Below are 17,058 nucleotides of genomic sequence, written 5' to 3' on the forward strand. Positions count from 1 at the left end.
CTATTTGTGCTCGCCGTCGCCGTGATGGTGGCGGATACGGCGCACGATGAGCCAGACTCCGGCGACGGCGAAGGGAACCGCAAGTCCGGTCAACAGACCGGGATCGATCGGCAGCTCATGGCTGACCGCCTTGGCGAGATAGCCGAACAGGCCGACGACGTAATAGGAGATCGCGGCGACCGACAGGCCCTCGACGGTCTGCTGCAGCCGCAGCTGCAGCTTTGCACGCCGGTCCATCGAATTCAAAAGCGCGCTGTTCTGCCGTTCCAATTCGACATCGACCCAGCTACGCAGGAGCGCGGTGGCGCGCGCCAGCTTGCGCGACAGGTTCGCCTGCCGCTCCTCCACCGACTGGCAGGTGCGCATTGCCGGCGCCAGGCGGCGCTCGAGAAAGGTGCCGATGGTCTCGTAACCAGGGACCGCGGTCTCGGCCAGGGTTCGGATGCGCTCCTGGACGATGCCGTAATAGGCGCGGCTGGCGCCGAAGCGGTAGAGGCTGAGTGCCGCACCTGCCTCCAGATCGGCGGCGAGCCGGGTGATCTCCGCAAGCATGTCGTCCGCCTCTTCACGGACGTTCTCCTTCATGCGCTGGGTGATCGCCGTCAGGCCGTCTTCGGTGCGGCGGATCTCCGGCGACAACGACTGCGCCAGCGGCAGGCCGACCATCGCCAGGGTGCGGTAGGTTTCGATATCAAGCAGGCGCTGGATCAGCGCACCAGTGCCGGCCTCGGTCATGCCGCGGTCGATCACCAGGATCTGCGTCAGGCCGTCGCCGTTCTGGCGAAAATCGGTAACGAGGATCGCCTGGCCGTTTTTCGTCTCGCTGTAACAGAGGCTGGTCGGGTCGAAGGCCTTGATCGCTTCGCGGGTCTCCGGCGAATCGGCGCGGATCTCGAGGCGAATGCCTGAGATGAGCGAGCCGGGTGGCGAAAAGCCGTCGCCGAAGGGGTGGATCGCCACCTCGCCGCCGAAATGTTCCGGCGCCGGGCCATCCCAGAAATAGGTCGAAAATTCCGTATGCCGTTCCCAGCGCAACGTGCCCTGCCCCCAGGCCATGGCATGGTGGTTGGCGTCGCGCCCGGGCGGGGCGATGCCGCGCGAGCGGGACAATTCCGACAGAACGGCATGATCGACGATCGAGCCGCCCTCGGTCATGAAGGCGAGCTGAAAGATCACGCGCGGCGTCGCCACCAGGGCGTAAGGCCGCGAATGGACCTCGCCCAGTGCCTGCGCTCGCATCGGCGCTACCGGAAATGCAAAACTTCCCTTTGCCATGAAGCGCTTTATCCCCCTCACGCGTTCATCATGACTTTCTTATCAACCGAATGAGCAAAAGCAAAAGGACGCATTGCCGCAGTTTGACTTTTGTCAGGCCCAGCAAGTGAGGGTCGGCGAAGTGGACAAGGAAATTGACCAGTTGACTGCCGATGCCTAGATTGCGGCGCATGGGAGACCCAAGCGTGACCGAAGACCAGATCGACCTCTATGCCCGCATCAGCCACAGCCGTACTGCGGACGAGGTCGTCCAACAGATCGAGCTTCTCATTCTCGAAGGCATCCTGCGCGACGGCGATAGGCTGCCGGGCGAACGGGAGCTGTCGAAGCGCTTCGACGTGTCGCGGCCGATCCTGCGCGAAGCGTTGAAGGAACTGGAGACGCGCGGCCTCGTCGAGAGCCGCCACGGCGGCGGCACCTTCGTTGCCGATGTCGTCGGCGAAGTCTTCTCCAAGCCGTTGATCGAGCTGATTGGGCGCCACCACAAGGCGACGCAGGATTATCTCGAATATCGCCGCGAACTCGAAGGCCTGACGGCGGAACTGGCCGCGACGCGCGCCACGGATTTCGACCGCGATATCCTCACGCGCATCATCGAGCGCATGCGAACCGCGCACCACGATGGCGATTTCAACGACGAGCTGGCCTCCGACGTCGAGCTGCACCAGGCGATCGGCGAAAGCGCCCACAACATCATCCTGATGCACACGCTGCGCGCCTGCTATCGGCTGCTGACGCAGGGGATATTCTTTCACCGCAATTCGGTCTTCGATGCGCCGGGCGCCCGCGACCGGCTGCTTTCGCAGCACGAGGCGATCTATGACGCGATCATGGCCGGAGACCCGAAAGCGGCCAAGGCCGCCGCCCAGAGCCATATCGATTTTGTCGCCGCCTCGACCCGCGAGGCGGAGCGCACCGGCGAGTGGGCGCGCATCGCCCGGCTGCGCCTTCAGCAACGCGATCAGGCGAGCTGAAGCCCGGACCAACGCCCGGTTGCCGCCTTGCTGGCAATCCCGGCGCGAAGACACCATATTCTGTCGCATCGGGACCACAGTTTGCAGCGAAGCTGACCGCATATCCGGCAGCCGACGCGGTGCGACGTTTACACGCAACGCGACGCTGGCATACTGGCGGGAACGTCCAACGAACACTGATTCGCTAAGAGGAGAGCAAACGACCTTGAACTTCCTGAACCGGCTCGCATCCGATGTGCAGCTTATGCTGCGTCGACCGGCGCGCATGCAATATGCAGCGCTCTGTTTCCGTGTTCGCAAGAAGTCCAGGGCGCTCGAGATTCTCCTGATCACCAGCCGTGATACCGGCCGCTGGGTCATTCCCAAGGGGTGGCCGATGCAGGGCAAGCGCGCCCACGAAGTGGCCGAACGCGAAGCCTATGAAGAGGCAGGCGTCAAGGGTCGGGTGCAGAAGGCACCGGCCGGCTTCTATCTCTACAAGAAGCGCATGGATCACGGTCTGAAGATTTCGGTCAAGGTTCAGGTCCATGCCCTCGAGGTAGACGATCTCTGCAAGCACTTCCCAGAGGAAGGCGTGCGGAAGCTGGAGTGGGTCAGCTGCGAGGAGGCAGCCAGCCGCGTCGCAGAGCCGACACTGAAGGAGCTTATCCTCGCCTTCGGCCGCCGCGTGGCCGAACCGCCCTCGCCGGCGCCCAAGGCCGTCAACGGCTAGCCGGAGCAGGCGATATCTTTCGCCGCCTCTTGCACAGCTTTGCAGACATCATCAATTCCGCTTGAAAGCGTTTCGCGGTGGCAGTAGTGGCCATGGTGAAAAGGGAGATCACCATTGCCAAAGCCGCGCATGCGCCTTGAAAAGCAAACGCTCGACAAGGACCTCGACAAGTTCAGCCTTGCCGAGGAGGCGTCGCAGCAGGTGATGCGTGGCCTGGCAGCGCCTGGCCTGGCCCTCCTGTTCCTCCTGCTGAGCATGGCATTCGCCGCAAGCTTCGTGACGAACTCGGCAACAGCGCCGATTATTATCGCCGCCGCCGCTATCGCCGGCTACATGGCGATGAACATCGGCGCCAACGACGTGACCAATAACGTCGGCGCAGCCGTCGGTGCCAAGGCAATGTCGATGGTGACGGCGCTCACGATCGCCGCCATCTTCGAAATCGCTGGCGCCATGCTGGCCGGCCGTCAGGTAACGCTGACCGTCGAGGCGGGCATCATCTACGGCGAACATATTCTCGGCCCTGAGACGATCGTCTGGGTGATGATGGCGGCACTCGCCTCATCGGCCGTCTGGATCAATATCGCCACCTATTCCGGCGCACCCGTTTCCACGACACATTCGATCATCGGTGGCATCGTCGGCGCAGGTATCGCCGCTGCTGGCGTCTCCAGCGTGCAATGGTGGTCGCTTGCCGGCATCACCGCCAGTTGGTCGATTTCTCCAATCCTCGGCGGCGGCATCGCCGCTGCCATCCTTGCGTTTCTCAAGGAATTCATCATCTACCGTGAGGACAAGATTGCATCGGCCCGGCGCTGGATGCCGGTGCTTCTCGGGGTGACGGCCGGCAGTTTCACAGCCTATCTCGCGGTCATCGCGCTGGTTCAGGTTGCCGCGATCTCGCTGACATCCGGACTGGGGCTCGGCTTCGTCGTCGGCATCATCGTCTACTTCCTCAGCAAGCCGTGGATCCACCGGCAATCTGAGGGGCTCGACAACCGCAACCAGTCGCTGCGCAAGCTGTTTCGCGCACCGCTGATCCTGGCCGCCGCCCTGCTTTCCTTCGCTCATGGTGCCAACGACGTCTCCAACGCCATCGGGCCCTTGTCGGCAATCGTTTCCGCTCTCGACGGCGTCATCACGACGCAGCGATCGCCAACACCCCTTTGGGAACTTGCCATCGGTGCCATCGGCATATCGTTGGGCCTTTTGCTCTACGGCCCGCGCCTGATCCGCGTCGTCGGCCAGGAAATCACCCGCCTCAATCCGATGCGCGCCTTCTGCGTTGCGCTGGCAACCGCCGTAACAGTGTTGCTCGCCTCGGCCTTCGGCCTGCCGATCAGCTCGACCCATACGGCGGTCGGCGCTGTGTTCGGCGTCGGCTTCTTCCGCGAATGGTATACCCGGCACTCGAAGCGTCGCCTGGAATATGTCCGTCAGAAAACCGGGCACGCAGACTTCATGGGATCGGCTGAAACCAACTTTGCAGAGGTCCGCCGCCGCCGCCTGGTGCGCCGCTCGCATTTCCTGACGATCGTCGCCGCGTGGGTCATCACCGTTCCGGCATCGGCCCTGCTTTCCGCCGTCGTCTATCTCGTTCTTTCCGCCATTTTCATGTGAAGGTGAATTCCACATGCGCGCCAATTTCCGCATGCAGCGACTTTTCGTTGAGCACCCTCTTCTGGCCGGCTCCGGGCAGGAAGCGACCAAGGAGCAGTTCAACTACCTGATCAACGTGCTCCGCTACGAGAAAGGCGCCTCCATCCTCGTCTTCAACGGGCGCGACGGCGAGTGGCGGGCCGAGCTTTCGCTTGCGAGCAAAAAACGCCTGATCCTGACCGCCGTCGAACAGACCCGCCGGCAGCCGGCACCGTGCGATCTCGTCTATCTCTTTGCGCCGCTCAAGGTCGGCCGCCTCGACTATCTCGTGCAGAAGGCCGTCGAGATGGGGGCCGGCGTGCTCCAGCCGGTGATGACACAACATGTCCAGGGCAAGATCGGCAATCTCGACCGGGTGCGCGCCAATGTCATCGAAGCCGCAGAACAGTGCGGCGTGCTCGGCATTCCCAGTGTGGAGGAGCCACGCCGGCTTGAAGACCTGTTGCAAGGCTGGCCCGCGGATCGCCGCATCATCTTCTGCGACGAAGGCAGCGACAGCCAGAATCCGCTGCCGATCCTCAACGGCATCAAGGAGAAGAAGCTGGCGCTGTTGATCGGGCCCGAAGGCGGCTTTTCCGATAGTGAGCGGAGCCTGCTGCGCAGTCTCGATTTCGTCACCGCTATTCCGCTTGGCCCCCGCATTCTCAGGGCCGATACCGCAGCGGTTGCGGCCATGGCCGTCATACAGGCAACGGTCGGTGATTGGCACTAACCGGTCGCCTGCACGCAAGCGCGGCGCATACTTTTTTTGAATAGATCTTGAAAGAAATTGACTTGCACCGCACCTGATTACGGTTCAAGCAGCCACCAACACTTCCGCTGACCGGCGGGAACCGCTCAAGCAAAAGAAGACGCTCATGGCCCGAGATACCACCGACCAGACGCCGGTAACCTCTGTCGCTGACCTGACCGCTTATCTCGCGGCGGGTTCGAAGCCGGAGGAGCGGTTCCGGATCGGAACGGAGCACGAAAAGTTTGCCTTCTTTAAGGCGGATAACAGCCCTGTGCCCTATTTCGGCGACGCCAGCATCCAGGCGCTGCTCAATGGCATGGCTGCAAAGAGCGGCTGGGAACCGATCGTCGACGTGGGCAACATCATCGGCCTTGCCGAGCACTCCGGCAACGGGGCGATCTCTCTGGAGCCGGGCGGCCAGTTCGAGCTTTCCGGTGCGCCGCTCGAAAACCTGCACCAGACCTGCAAGGAATCGAACCAGCATCTCGCCGTCCTGCGTGAAGTGGCAGAGCCGCTCGGCATTCGTTTCCTCGGCATCGGCGGCAGCCCGAAATGGACGTTTGACGAAACGCCACGCATGCCGAAATCACGCTATGGCATCATGAGCCGCTACATGCCCAAGGTCGGCACCAAGGGCCTCGACATGATGTATCGCACCTGCACGATCCAGGTGAACCTCGACTTCTCTTCGGAAGAGGACATGCGCCGCAAGATGCAGGTGTCCTTGAAGCTGCAACCGCTGGCGACGGCCCTGTTTGCAAGCTCACCCTTTACCGACGGCAAGCCGAACGGGCTCCTGTCCTGGCGCGGCGATATCTGGCGCGACACGGACAACCAGCGCTCCGGCCTGCTGCCCTCGGCTTTCAAGCCCGACTTCGGATTTGCCGACTATGTCGAATGGGCTCTCGACGTGCCGATGTATTTCGTCGTTCGCGACGACCACTATCACGACTGTACCCATGTTACCTTCCGCCAGTTCATGGCCGGGGCGCTCAAGGGCGAGATCGCCGACTGGCAGCCGAACATGGGCGACTGGACCAATCACCTCTCGACACTGTTCCCCGACGTTCGCCTCAAGCGCTTCCTGGAAATGCGCGGCGCCGACGGCGGTCCTTGGCGGCGGATCTGCGCGCTGCCTGCCTTCTGGGTAGGCCTCCTTTACGATGGCGACGCCCTCGCGGCCGCAGAAGCGCTCACACGCGACTGGACCTTCGAGGAGGTCGGCGCGCTGCGTGACGCAGTGCCCGCCCAGGCGCTCAACGCAAAATTCCGTGCCGGCAGCCTCTACGATATCGCCCGCGAAGTCGTTTCGATCTCACGCGGCGGCCTGAAGCGACGCAACCGGCTGAACGGCGACGGCATCGACGAAAGCCAGTTCCTGGCGCCACTCGACGAAGTGCTCGCCAAGAAGGCAACGCTCGCCGAGGATCTGCTGTCGCTCTACAACGGCCGCTGGAACGGTTCGGTCGATCCGGTCTTTGCCGAGTACCAATACTGAGACCGTAAGCCTTCGATTAAAAAGCGGTTTCCAGCCCCGGATTTCCCGTTATAGTGCAACGACATGCGTCGTTTGGCCGAAGGGAACCGGGGATGGCACCGCTTTTTGACATGTTCACGCAGGCGCAGAACGGACAGGCCACGGAATTGATGGCCCGGCAATTCGGGCTGGCCCAGGAGCAGATGGCCAAGGCCACAGCAGCACTGCTTCCGGCCTTTTCCGCCGCGTTCAAGCGCAACACCACAAACCCCTACGATTTTGGCGCGCTGCTGACGGCGATGTCCAGCGGCAACTATGCCAAATACTTCGAGGATGTGAGCCAGGCGTTCACGCCGCAGGGCATGGCCGACGGCAACGGCATCCTCGGCCAGCTCTTCGGCTCCAAGGAGATGTCGCGCGCGATCGCGGCCCAGGCGGCCCAGGTCACCGGCATCAGCCAGGAGATCTACAAGCAGATGCTGCCGGCCATGGCCGATACGCTGATGGGCGGGCTGTTCAAGCAGGCGACGGGCCAGTTCGCCGGAGCGAACGGCGCCTTTGCCAACAATCCGATGGCGACGATGATGCAGCAATGGATGGAGGCGACCGGCCTTGCCAAGAAGCCTGAGCCGCAAGCCAACCCCTTTGACAATCCCTTTACGCAGGCGATGCAGGGCTTCTTCGGTGCCGGCAAGAAGGAGGAGGCGACCAAGGCGCCCGACTTCTTTGCCGACAATCCGTTCATGAAGGCGTTCCAGGACATGATGCAGACTGGCGCCGGCGCGACCGCCAAGCCGGCTGCGGACAACCCTGCCGTCGCCCAGTTCTCGCAGATGATGAACAGCATGTTCGACAGCGGGCTGGAGATGCAGAAGGAATATCAGAAGAACATCGAGGCGCTGTTCGACAGCTACAAGACCGGCACTGGTGATAAGACCTGAGCCAGGCTGGAGCATTTCCAGGAAAAGTGCGGAGCGGTTCTCCGCCAGGAAATGCGTAAAAACAAAGAGATAGAGCGCTTCTGCCACCCCGGCTAAGCCGGGAGCGCTCTAGGACGCGCGCCTCACCTATCCGACATCCGCTGAAAAGAAAAAGGCCCGGTACATGTCTTGGTTCATGTACCGGGCCAAGCGGCAGGGTCTATTGGCTCTACCCTGCGGGGAACGTTTGGGCGCGCGATAGAGGCAGCAGCACCGAAACTTTTAAAATTCGTAGCATGACCCGCGTCGGCGGCAGCTTGCGCGGATCATGCTCGACTGGCGCATCTCAAGCGGCGGGACGCGCCATGGGGAAATCAATCGTGGCGGATCCCCTTGTAGAAGAGGCTCACGCGGTTTCGCGACGCACGCGTCAGGTAGCTGGCGGGATTGTCGAAGAAGGGCGAGGTGATCGCCTCGTGCACATCTTCGCGCCGTAGCCCCATATCGAGCAGTTGGCGGTCATCCAGCTCATTCAGGCGCGCGATCTGGCATCGGCTTCGAAACAGGCGCCATGCAGCCGTCATCACGCCGACAACGCCAGCGGCGCGGGAGGCATAGGACTGCTTTCCTGCAACGAGGTCGAGATCGATGACGTGGTCGGTCGTGCGCATGACGGTACTCCTTTTTTCAGGCACGAAGAGACCCGTCCCCTGCGCGAAGTCAAACGCAGGGGTGGGCCAGGGAAGTTGGGAATCGCCGGCAACCTTGCCGGCCGGGATCAATGAAATTTGCCCCTCATAGATCGCAAATCCTTATTGATCAGTCCAACGAATGTTTTTAATGATATTCATCAAACAATCTTATGGGTGTATCACGGCCATGTCCGCACCGCTTGACATCGATCAGCTGCAAACCTTTGTCGCGATCGCCGACACGGGCAGCTTCACCAAAGCCGCCGACCGGGTTTTCAAGACGCAGTCGGCCGTATCCATGCAGATGCGGCGCCTGGAAGAACGCATCGGCAAGCCGTTGTTCATGAAGGACGGTCGCGGCAACCGCCTGACCGTCGAGGGTGACCGGCTGCTCAATTTCGCCCGCCGGATGATCCGCCTCAACAACGAGGCAATGGCCTCCTTCGACGACAATCGGCTGGAAGGCACGCTGCGCATCGGCACGCCCGACGACTATGCCGACCGCTACATGCCGGAGATCATCGTACGGTTCGCCAAGACGCATCCGAACGTCGAGCTCTACATCATCTGCGAACCTTCGGTGGACCTTGCCGAGAAGATGGCGAAGGGCGATCTCGACATCGCGCTGGTCACGCACAATCCGCGTGCGCGGGCCTCTGACGTGGTGCGCACCGAGCCGCTGTGTTGGGTCAGCTCGATCAACCATCCGCTGCCGGAAAATGCCCCGATCCCGCTCGCGGTCGGCCGACGCGATTGCCAGTGGCGGCAGGCCGCCTGTGCTGCGCTCGATGCGACCGGCAAGGAATACCAGATCCTGTTCACCAGCTGGTCCTCGACCGTGGTCGCAGCCGCCGTGCTCGCCGGCATGGCGGTTTCGGTGCTGCCGGAATCGGCGCTGCGTCCGGGCATGAAGGTGCTGACGCTTGCCGACGGCTTTCCGGCGCTCGCTCCGGTGCAGATCGGCATCATGAAGCGGCCGGGTCTCTCGCCGTCGCTGTCGAACGCCATCACCAACCACATCACCGCCTGCCTGGACAACATCACGCCGATCACCGTTAACGACGACATCGATGGCGATATCAAGGGCTTCCCGCGCTATCCGCGTCTGCGGCAAAGCCACATGCTTCCGGGCTGGTAAACATTTCCAAGCTGATCAAAAAAAGGCCGCGCATCCCAAGGGACGCGCGGCCTTTTTCAATGCAGAGACCAGGAGACAGGGGCCATCTGGTCCCTGCCGTGCCCCTGCCGATTGTTCGGCAGCCGTGCTGATCATATCGGCTTCGTTGTCCGGATGGACCAGCTTAAACTGTGCGGGCTGACGCCCGACGATGTTGCCGAGGCCGCCTGATGGCGGGCGCCGCTCAGGCGAGCTTAGCCTTCAGAAACTCCACGGTGCGGCTCCAGGCGAGGTCGGCTGCGGCCTTGTCATAACGGGCGGCCGACGTATCATTGTTGAAGGCGTGGTTGACGCCGTCATAGACATAGATCGTCGCGTCCTTGCCATTGTCCGTCAGCGCCTTGCGATACGCGTCGATGCCCGCATTGATGCGTTCGTCGAGGCCGGCATAGTGCAGCAACAGCGCCGCCTTGATCTTCGGCACGTCCTCGGTCTTGGCCTGCGCGCCATAATAGGCGACACCCGCCTTGAGATCGGGTGCGCTGACCGCAAGCCGATTGACCAGCCCGCCACCCCAGCAGAAGCCGATGGCGCCGACCTTGCCGGTCGACTGCGCATGCTGCTCAAGAAACGCTACTGTCGCCACAGCATCGGCATTGGTTTCGCCGGCATCGAGCGCGCCGATCATCTCGCGTGCCTGGTCTTCGTCGGTCGGAGTGCCGCCCGATGGCGACAGGAAATCCGGTGCAAGCGCGATGAAGCCCTCAAGCGCCATGCGGCGGGCGACATCGCGAATGTGCGGGTTGAGCCCGCGGTTCTCGTGGATGACGATGACGGCCGGCAGCTTTCCGGTCATGTTTGCCGGGCGAACCAGATAGCCCTTCATGTCGCCGTCGGCGCCGGGATAGGAGATGTCCTCGCCGACGATGCGATTGTCGCTGTCTGCGATCATTTCAGCCTTGGCGCTGCTGGCGGCAAGCAGGGGGGCGATTGTCGCTGCGGCCGCCGCAGAGCCGGCAAGCGCCGTCAGCGTTTCCATGAAACGGCGGCGATCCAGACTAAGGTGGGTGTACTCGTCGTAAGCGTCGATCATTGCCTGCGTAATGACAGGTTTGTTCATGACGGCCTCCTTCGGTTTTTCTCCTCTGCGGCAGTCCAACGGAATACCGCCCGCGACAGAATAGGTCAGCGGGCAGTATCGGACATACAAACTTGCGTTACCGCGTGTGAGTGGCGAGGAGCCGCTCAGCGACAGGTCGATCAACTGTTGAGATCAAGGACGATGCGGCCGTCAATCTTGCCCTCTTCCATGCGCTGAAAGATGGCGTTGATGTTCTCGATCTTGTCCCAGGTGAAGTGGGAGGCAACCTTGCCCTCGCCGGCAAACTCCAGCGATTCCTCGAGATCCTGCCGGGTCCCGACGATCGAGCCGCGGATGGTGATGCGCTTCAGCACCGTATCGAAGATCGGCACGCACATCTGGCCCGGCGGCAGACCGACCAGCGCCATCGTTCCCTTGGAGCGAAGCATGTTGAAGGCCTGCTCCATTGCCTTCGGTGCTACGGCCGTCACCAGGGCGCCATGCACGCCGCCGGTCGCCTTCTGCACCTGCTCGACCGCATCCTTGCCGCGCGCATCGACGACGAGATCAGCGCCAAGCTTGCTGGCCAGCGCCAGCTTGTCGGGGAAGATGTCTGCGGCTGCGACATGCATGCCCATGGCCTTGGCATATTGCACCGCCATGTGACCAAGGCCGCCGATGCCGGAGATCAGCGCCCATTCGCCGGGGCGCACTTCCGTTTCCTTCAGACCCTTATAGACCGTGACGCCGGCGCAAAGGATGGGCGCTGCGGGGCCGAACTCGAGTTTATCAGGCAGGCAGCCGACGAAATCCGGGTCGGCGAGACCATATTCTGCGAACGTGCCGTTGACGGAATAGCCGGTGTTCTGCTGGCTGCCGCAGAGCGTTTCCCAGCCGGTCCGGCACGGCGTGCAGCCACCACAGGCGGTGTGCAGCCAGGGTACACCAACGCGGTCGCCCTCCTTCAGCCGCTTGACGCCGGAGCCGACCTTGGCGACATAACCGACGCCCTCATGGCCCGGAATGAACGGCGGATTGGGCTTTACCGGCCAGTCGCCGTTCACCGCGTGCAGGTCGGTATGGCAGACGCCGGTCGCTTGAAACTTGATCAGCACCTGGCCGGGACCGGGCTCCGGAATCGGCATTTCCTCGATCACGAGCGGCTTGCGGAATTCGCGCACCACGGCGGCTTTCATCGTTGCGGTCATATCGATCTCCGATGCTGTCTGTTCGACGTCGGCGCAAGGGCCGGCCGCCGAGCGCGCAAGGCGCCAGCGACAGGGTTACGCTAACAACGGCGAGACTATCCGCAAAGTAGTGACGGGCGTTTGATACGCATCAAAGCGCGAAGATCATCTTCGAAAGTGTCGCAGATTTGCGCCAGTCGTGTCGGAGCGGCACGAGGTCCATAACGCCGCGTGTCTTTTGAGATGCGCAAGGGCCGCTGGAGCGCTCAGGATTGCTAGATGTTTTGTCCTGAAACCGGCGACGACTTCAGGAGACATGCAGTCGTCAGCTCATCGCCATCCAGACGGAAAGCCAGATCCACATGCCACCAAGCGTCGCCACGCCAGCCATGAACAGCGGCCGGCGATAACGGATACGGTTACTGGTGACATGGACGAAGGCATGCAGATAGCGCGAGGCAATGAACAGCCAAGCGAGCCCCAGCGAGACGATGTTATCAGCCTCGGTGATGTAGAGCAGCACGCAGCAGACGTGGAAAAGCACCGGCAGTTCGAACTGGTTGGCGATGCTGTTGCGAACGACCAGGCTTTCGGTCGGCTCATCCCGGTTCTCACGAAACTGCGAGACCTGCACCTTGCCCGCGCGCACAAGGCCGACACGGCGGAACGACAGAAGCGCGTAGAGGACGAAAACGAGCAGCACATGCGCCACCATCGGCCAGAAAATCTCGAAGCCCGTCATCGCTCTTACTCCACGCGAACAATCAACTCAGGAAAAACAAGGGCGCCTGACGACGCCTCACATTAGGAAAAAAACGGGGGCGCCAGAAGGCGCCCCCGTGAAGAAGCTTAGTGCGAGCCCGGATAGTTCGGGCTTTCACGGGTGATAGTGACATCATGCGCGTGGCTTTCACGAAGGCCGGCGCCGGAGATGCGCACGAAGGTGGCGCGTTCCTGATAGTCCTTGATCGTCGCGCCGCCGACATAGCCCATCGACGCCTTGAGACCACCAGCGAGCTGATGCAGGACGCCGGAGACCGGGCCCTTGTAAGGCACCTGGCCTTCGATGCCTTCCGGCACGAGCTTCAGCGTGTCGCGGACTTCGGCCTGGAAATAGCGGTCGGCCGAGCCGCGCGCCATTGCGCCGACGGAACCCATGCCGCGATAGGCCTTGAACGAGCGGCCCTGGTAGAGGAACACTTCGCCGGGGCTTTCGTCGGTGCCGGCAAGCAGCGAGCCGACCATGACGGCGGAAGCGCCTGCAGCGATCGCCTTGGCAAGGTCGCCCGAAAACTTGATGCCACCGTCGGCAATGACAGGAATGTTCGACGCCTGAGCCGCTTCGACGGCAGCCATGATCGCGGCCAGCTGCGGAACGCCGACACCTGCAACGATCCGCGTGGTGCAGATCGAGCCCGGGCCGATGCCGACCTTGACCGCATCGGCACCGGCGTCGATCAACGCCCGGGTGCCGTCAGCGGTCGCGACGTTGCCGGCCATGATGCGAACCGAGTTCGACAGCGTCTTGACGCGGGTGACCGCATCGAGAACACGCTGCGAATGGCCGTGTGCGGTATCGACGACGATGAGGTCGACGCCGGCGTCGATCAGCCGTTCGGCGCGCTCGAAGCCGTCATCGCCGACGGAGATGGCGGCGGCGGCGCGAAGACGGCCCTGCGCATCCTTGGAAGCGTTGGGGTTCAGCTGCGACTTCTCGATGTCCTTGACCGTGATGAGGCCGACGCAACGGCCCTCGCCGTCGACGACCAGCAGCTTTTCGATGCGGTGCATATGCAGCAGGCGCTTGGCTTCCTGCTGGTCAACGCTTTCCTTAACGGTGATGAGGTTTTCACGCGTCATCAACTCGTAGATCTTCTGGTTCGGATCGGAGGCGAAACGCACGTCGCGGTTGGTGAGGATACCGACGAGACGGCCCTGCTTCTGGCCGCCGTTACCGCCGTTTTCGACAACCGGGATACCAGAGATGCCATGAATCTTCATCAGACCGAGGGCGTCCGCCAGCGTCCCATCGGGACCGATGGTCACCGGATTGACGACCATGCCGCTTTCGAACTTCTTGACCTGGCGAACCTCTTCGGCCTGCTCGACCGGCGTCAGGTTGCGGTGGATGACGCCGATGCCACCGGCCTGGGCCATGGCGATCGCCAGACGTCCTTCGGTCACGGTATCCATGGCCGAGGACAGGATCGGGAGGTTGAGGTCGATATCCTGCGCGATGCGGGTCGAGATGTTCGTCTGTCCCGGCATGACTTCGGAATGCCCGGGCTGGAGCAGAACGTCGTCGAAGGTCAGAGCCTCCAGACCGGTTGCCGTTTCGATGATACGCGCCATGGCCAATTCCCTTCAATAACGAAAATCCCCGGGAAACGGGCTGCGATTTGCCCACCGGGTGACTTCAAAGCTTGTCTTGGAAGTTGGCGAGGGCTCGTAACACGGATATGTCAGGATGAAAATAGCAAAGCCCGGGAAATGTCCCGGGCCTCACCCATTGTTGTTGCAGGGCAACATTTTTGGCTGTCTTAAGCTCAGATATCGAGCTGATAGCTCGCCGGCACGAAGCGATAGCCCTGATCCTGCACTTCGACGAAACCGACGGCCGGGAACGGCATGTGATAGCCGATGAAGGGCGACCTTTCGCTGGCGATCATATCGAAGACCTTGCGGCGCGAGGCGGCGGCGGCAGCCTTATCCATGTCGAAACGCACCTCCCAGTCCGGCCGCTGCAGCGACAGGACATAATGGTTGGCGGTGTCGGCCGTCAGCATCATCGCCTTGCCGGCCGATTCGAGACGGAACACCATGTGGCCGGGCGAGTGGCCGAAGGCGGCCATCGCCGAAATGCCCGGCGCAACCTCTGCGCCGTCGCCGATGAATGTCGCCTTTTCGGTAAGCGGCACCACCTTTTCCAGCACGCCCTTGTGGCCACCCTCGGCCGGCGTGCCGACCCGGGCCGGATCCTTCCAGAAGGAGTATTCGGCCTCGCCGATGATGTAGCGGGCATTTTCAAAGGCCGGCTTGCCGCCCTCCATCAGGCCACCGATATGGTCGCCGTGCATATGCGTCAGCACCACCATGGAAACCTGCTCGGGTGCATAGCCAGCCGCACGGATACCTTCGATGAGGCGGCCGGAACCCGCTTCGCGCCCGGCTTCGCCCAGACCGGTGTCGAACAGGATCACCTCGGTGCCGGTATCGACAAGAACAGGCGAATAGCTGTTGAGGAGCGCGTCGGTTGGAAGAAAATTCTGGGCCAGCAGATCGGCTACGGCCTGTTCCGACTGGTTGGTGCCGTAGGTTTCGTGCGGCTTTGCCATGACGCGCGTGCCGTCGCTGATGACAACGACCTTGAACGCGCCGAGTTTGAGAGCCCGGATGGGCGGCTGTGCTGCTTGCATTTCGCGGTTGTCCGTTTTTTCCTGCGCTGCGGCTGACCCCGCCATGATCGAGGGCGCCGCCAATACACCAATTGTCCCCGCCGTCATCAAGGTGCGGCGCTTCATCGACATCTCACTCGTCATCATTTTCTCTCGAAATTGCGGCTTCGTTCCATCACTCGGCCAGAACTACGGCGCCGCGCGTCTTATTAGACGCGCAAAGGTCGCTGTAGCACTTTGAATTGCTGCATGTTTTTATCCTTAAATCGAATACGATTTAAGGAAACATGCAGTAGCGTCTTGACAGCAATGGACAGGCGGGATCACAGGCTTTTGATCTGCAATCGTCGGTTTGGTCCCGACAAAGCCATCGGAAGCGCTAGCTTGGAGCCAAGCTGACGCCGCCCACCCCAAGGCAAATTCGCATGAACCGTATCGTCCCGATGATCCTTGCCGTCGCGCTCTTCATGGAGCAGATGGATTCCACCGTCATTTCCACGTCGCTGCCGGCCATCGCCCGCGATATCGGCGTCGGGCCGATCACACTCAAGCTGGCGCTCACCTCCTACATGGTGGCGCTGGCGGTCTTCATTCCCTTGAGCGGCTGGATGGCCGACCGCTTCGGCGCCAAGAAGATTTTCCGCGCAGCGATCCTCGTCTTTATCGCCGGATCGATCCTCTGCGCCATCTCCAACAGCCTGCTGGCTTTCGTTCTGTCGCGGTTCCTGCAGGGCATGGGCGGCGCGATGATGACGCCGGTCGCCCGCCTCGTGCTGGTGCGCAGTGCGCCGCGCAGCGAACTCGTCTCGGCGATGGCGCTCTTGACGATCCCGGCACTGGTCGGACCGCTCGCCGGCCCACCGCTCGGCGGCTTCATCACCACCTATTTCTCATGGCACTGGATCTTCCTGATCAACGTGCCCGTCGGCATCGCCGGCTATATCCTCTCCGGCATCTACCTGCCGGAGATGGAGCCGCGCAATCCGCCGCCGGTCGACATTGTCGGTTTCCTGCTCGGCGGCATCGCCGCATCCGGCGTCGTCTTCGGCCTGTCGGTCATCAGCCTACCGGCGCTGCCACCGATCATCGGCATCGGTTCGGTCATAACGGGCGTGATCGCCACGCTGCTCTATATCGCCCATGCCCGGCGCCATCCCCACCCGGTGCTTGACCTCAAACTGTTTCACGACAGCGCGTTTCGCGCTGCCCAGATCGGCGGCACGGTGTTCCGGATTTCCGTCGGTGCCGTGCCCTTCCTAATGCCGCTGATGCTGCAGGTCGGCTTCGGGCTCAACCCGTTCCAGTCCGGCATGATCACCTTCATCGGCGCGGTCGGTGCGATCACCACCAAGTTCTATGCGCGCCGCGTGCTCGCCTTCGCCGGCTTCCGCACGACGCTGATCATCGCCGCCATCATTGCTGCGGTCACCACCTTCGCCAACGGCTTCTTCACGCCGGCTACGCCCTATCTCGTCATGATCACCATTCTGCTGATCGCCGGCTTTGCCCGCTCGTTCTTCTTCACCAGCGTCAACGCACTGTCCTTTGCCGATATCGACGATGCCGATGCCAGCAAGGCAACGTCGATGAGCGCGGTGTTGCAGCAGATCAGCCTGGCGCTCGGCGTTGCCGTTGCCGGCGCGATCCTTGAAATCGAGACGTCGCTCCGCGGCGGGCCGCTGCAACTCGACAACTTCCACACCGCCTTCATGATCATCGCGATCGCCAACATTCTGGCGGCAATCCCGTTCCTGACGATGGCGAAGAATGCCGGCGCCTCGGTCTCCGGACACAGGCTGCCCGGGCGCGAAATCGAAACGACGGCCGGAAAGTAAT

15 protein-coding genes are annotated in these 17,058 nt (G+C 62.2%); 8 read left to right on the forward strand and 7 right to left on the reverse strand.

The window, feature by feature from the left end:
• Positions 1-1,275 carry a DUF3422 family protein gene (locus tag ABIE33_RS04570; RefSeq protein WP_025426040.1) on the reverse strand — a complete coding sequence of 425 codons (1,275 nt, stop codon included), beginning with the start codon at positions 1,273-1,275 and terminating at the stop codon, positions 1-3.
• A gap of 185 nt (positions 1,276-1,460) precedes the next feature.
• Here ABIE33_RS04570 and ABIE33_RS04575 point away from each other — a divergent pair, with 185 nt between their 5' ends.
• The 6 genes from ABIE33_RS04575 to ABIE33_RS04600 all read left to right on the forward strand — a co-directional run bounded on the left by ABIE33_RS04575 (position 1,461) and on the right by ABIE33_RS04600 (position 7,771).
• Complete coding sequence (locus tag ABIE33_RS04575) at positions 1,461-2,249, forward strand: FadR/GntR family transcriptional regulator (protein WP_429121935.1); 789 nt, start codon at positions 1,461-1,463, stop codon at positions 2,247-2,249.
• Between the two features lie 205 nt (positions 2,250-2,454).
• Positions 2,455-2,961: an NUDIX hydrolase gene (locus ABIE33_RS04580; protein WP_429121938.1), complete on the forward strand. Its 507-nt coding sequence runs from the start codon at positions 2,455-2,457 to the stop codon at positions 2,959-2,961.
• A gap of 114 nt (positions 2,962-3,075) precedes the next feature.
• Positions 3,076-4,581: an inorganic phosphate transporter gene (locus ABIE33_RS04585; RefSeq protein ID WP_429121940.1), complete on the forward strand. Its 1,506-nt coding sequence runs from the start codon at positions 3,076-3,078 to the stop codon at positions 4,579-4,581.
• A gap of 13 nt (positions 4,582-4,594) precedes the next feature.
• Entirely contained in the window at positions 4,595-5,332 is a 738-nt protein-coding gene (locus tag ABIE33_RS04590; protein WP_429121943.1) for a 16S rRNA (uracil(1498)-N(3))-methyltransferase, read from the forward strand.
• A gap of 145 nt (positions 5,333-5,477) precedes the next feature.
• A complete protein-coding gene (locus ABIE33_RS04595) occupies positions 5,478-6,851 on the forward strand; it encodes a glutamate--cysteine ligase (protein WP_429121944.1) in 1,374 nt (457 codons plus the stop codon).
• Positions 6,852-6,943: 92 nt separating this feature from the next.
• Positions 6,944-7,771, forward strand: a complete 828-nt coding sequence (locus ABIE33_RS04600) for a DUF937 domain-containing protein (RefSeq protein WP_429121947.1) — start codon at positions 6,944-6,946, stop codon at positions 7,769-7,771.
• 353 nt (positions 7,772-8,124) lie between these two features.
• Here ABIE33_RS04600 and ABIE33_RS04605 read toward each other — a convergent pair whose 3' ends face one another.
• A complete protein-coding gene (locus ABIE33_RS04605; RefSeq protein ID WP_429121949.1) occupies positions 8,125-8,421 on the reverse strand; it encodes a DUF1127 domain-containing protein in 297 nt (98 codons plus the stop codon).
• Between the two features lie 208 nt (positions 8,422-8,629).
• On the opposite strand from ABIE33_RS04605, the gene ABIE33_RS04610 reads away from it, so the two are divergent.
• Complete coding sequence (locus ABIE33_RS04610; RefSeq protein ID WP_025426032.1) at positions 8,630-9,580, forward strand: LysR substrate-binding domain-containing protein; 951 nt, start codon at positions 8,630-8,632, stop codon at positions 9,578-9,580.
• Positions 9,581-9,803: 223 nt separating this feature from the next.
• Here the strand turns inward: ABIE33_RS04610 and ABIE33_RS04615 are convergent, their stop codons facing one another.
• The 5 genes from ABIE33_RS04615 to ABIE33_RS04635 all read right to left on the reverse strand — a co-directional run bounded on the left by ABIE33_RS04615 (position 9,804) and on the right by ABIE33_RS04635 (position 15,366).
• Positions 9,804-10,679, reverse strand: coding sequence for a dienelactone hydrolase family protein (locus ABIE33_RS04615; RefSeq protein ID WP_429121952.1), 876 nt, complete (start codon positions 10,677-10,679; stop codon positions 9,804-9,806).
• A gap of 140 nt (positions 10,680-10,819) precedes the next feature.
• Entirely contained in the window at positions 10,820-11,848 is a 1,029-nt protein-coding gene (gene adhP, locus ABIE33_RS04620) for an alcohol dehydrogenase AdhP (protein ID WP_429121955.1), read from the reverse strand.
• A 304-nt stretch (positions 11,849-12,152) separates the two neighbouring features.
• On the reverse strand, positions 12,153-12,569 hold the full coding sequence (locus tag ABIE33_RS04625; protein WP_429121958.1) for an MAPEG family protein: 417 nt from the start codon (positions 12,567-12,569) through the stop codon (positions 12,153-12,155).
• 107 nt (positions 12,570-12,676) lie between these two features.
• Positions 12,677-14,179, reverse strand: coding sequence for an IMP dehydrogenase (gene guaB, locus ABIE33_RS04630; protein WP_429121961.1), 1,503 nt, complete (start codon positions 14,177-14,179; stop codon positions 12,677-12,679).
• Between the two features lie 194 nt (positions 14,180-14,373).
• Positions 14,374-15,366: an MBL fold metallo-hydrolase gene (locus ABIE33_RS04635; protein WP_429121965.1), complete on the reverse strand. Its 993-nt coding sequence runs from the start codon at positions 15,364-15,366 to the stop codon at positions 14,374-14,376.
• 281 nt (positions 15,367-15,647) lie between these two features.
• Between ABIE33_RS04635 and ABIE33_RS04640 the strand changes: the two genes are divergently transcribed.
• On the forward strand, positions 15,648-17,057 hold the full coding sequence (locus tag ABIE33_RS04640; RefSeq protein ID WP_429121968.1) for a DHA2 family efflux MFS transporter permease subunit: 1,410 nt from the start codon (positions 15,648-15,650) through the stop codon (positions 17,055-17,057).
• Position 17,058: the final 1 nt, after the last annotated feature.

Origin of the sequence: Ensifer sp. 4252 (assembly GCF_050434565.1) — a bacterium.
In the GTDB taxonomy this organism is placed as follows: Bacteria; Pseudomonadota; Alphaproteobacteria; order Rhizobiales; family Rhizobiaceae; genus Ensifer.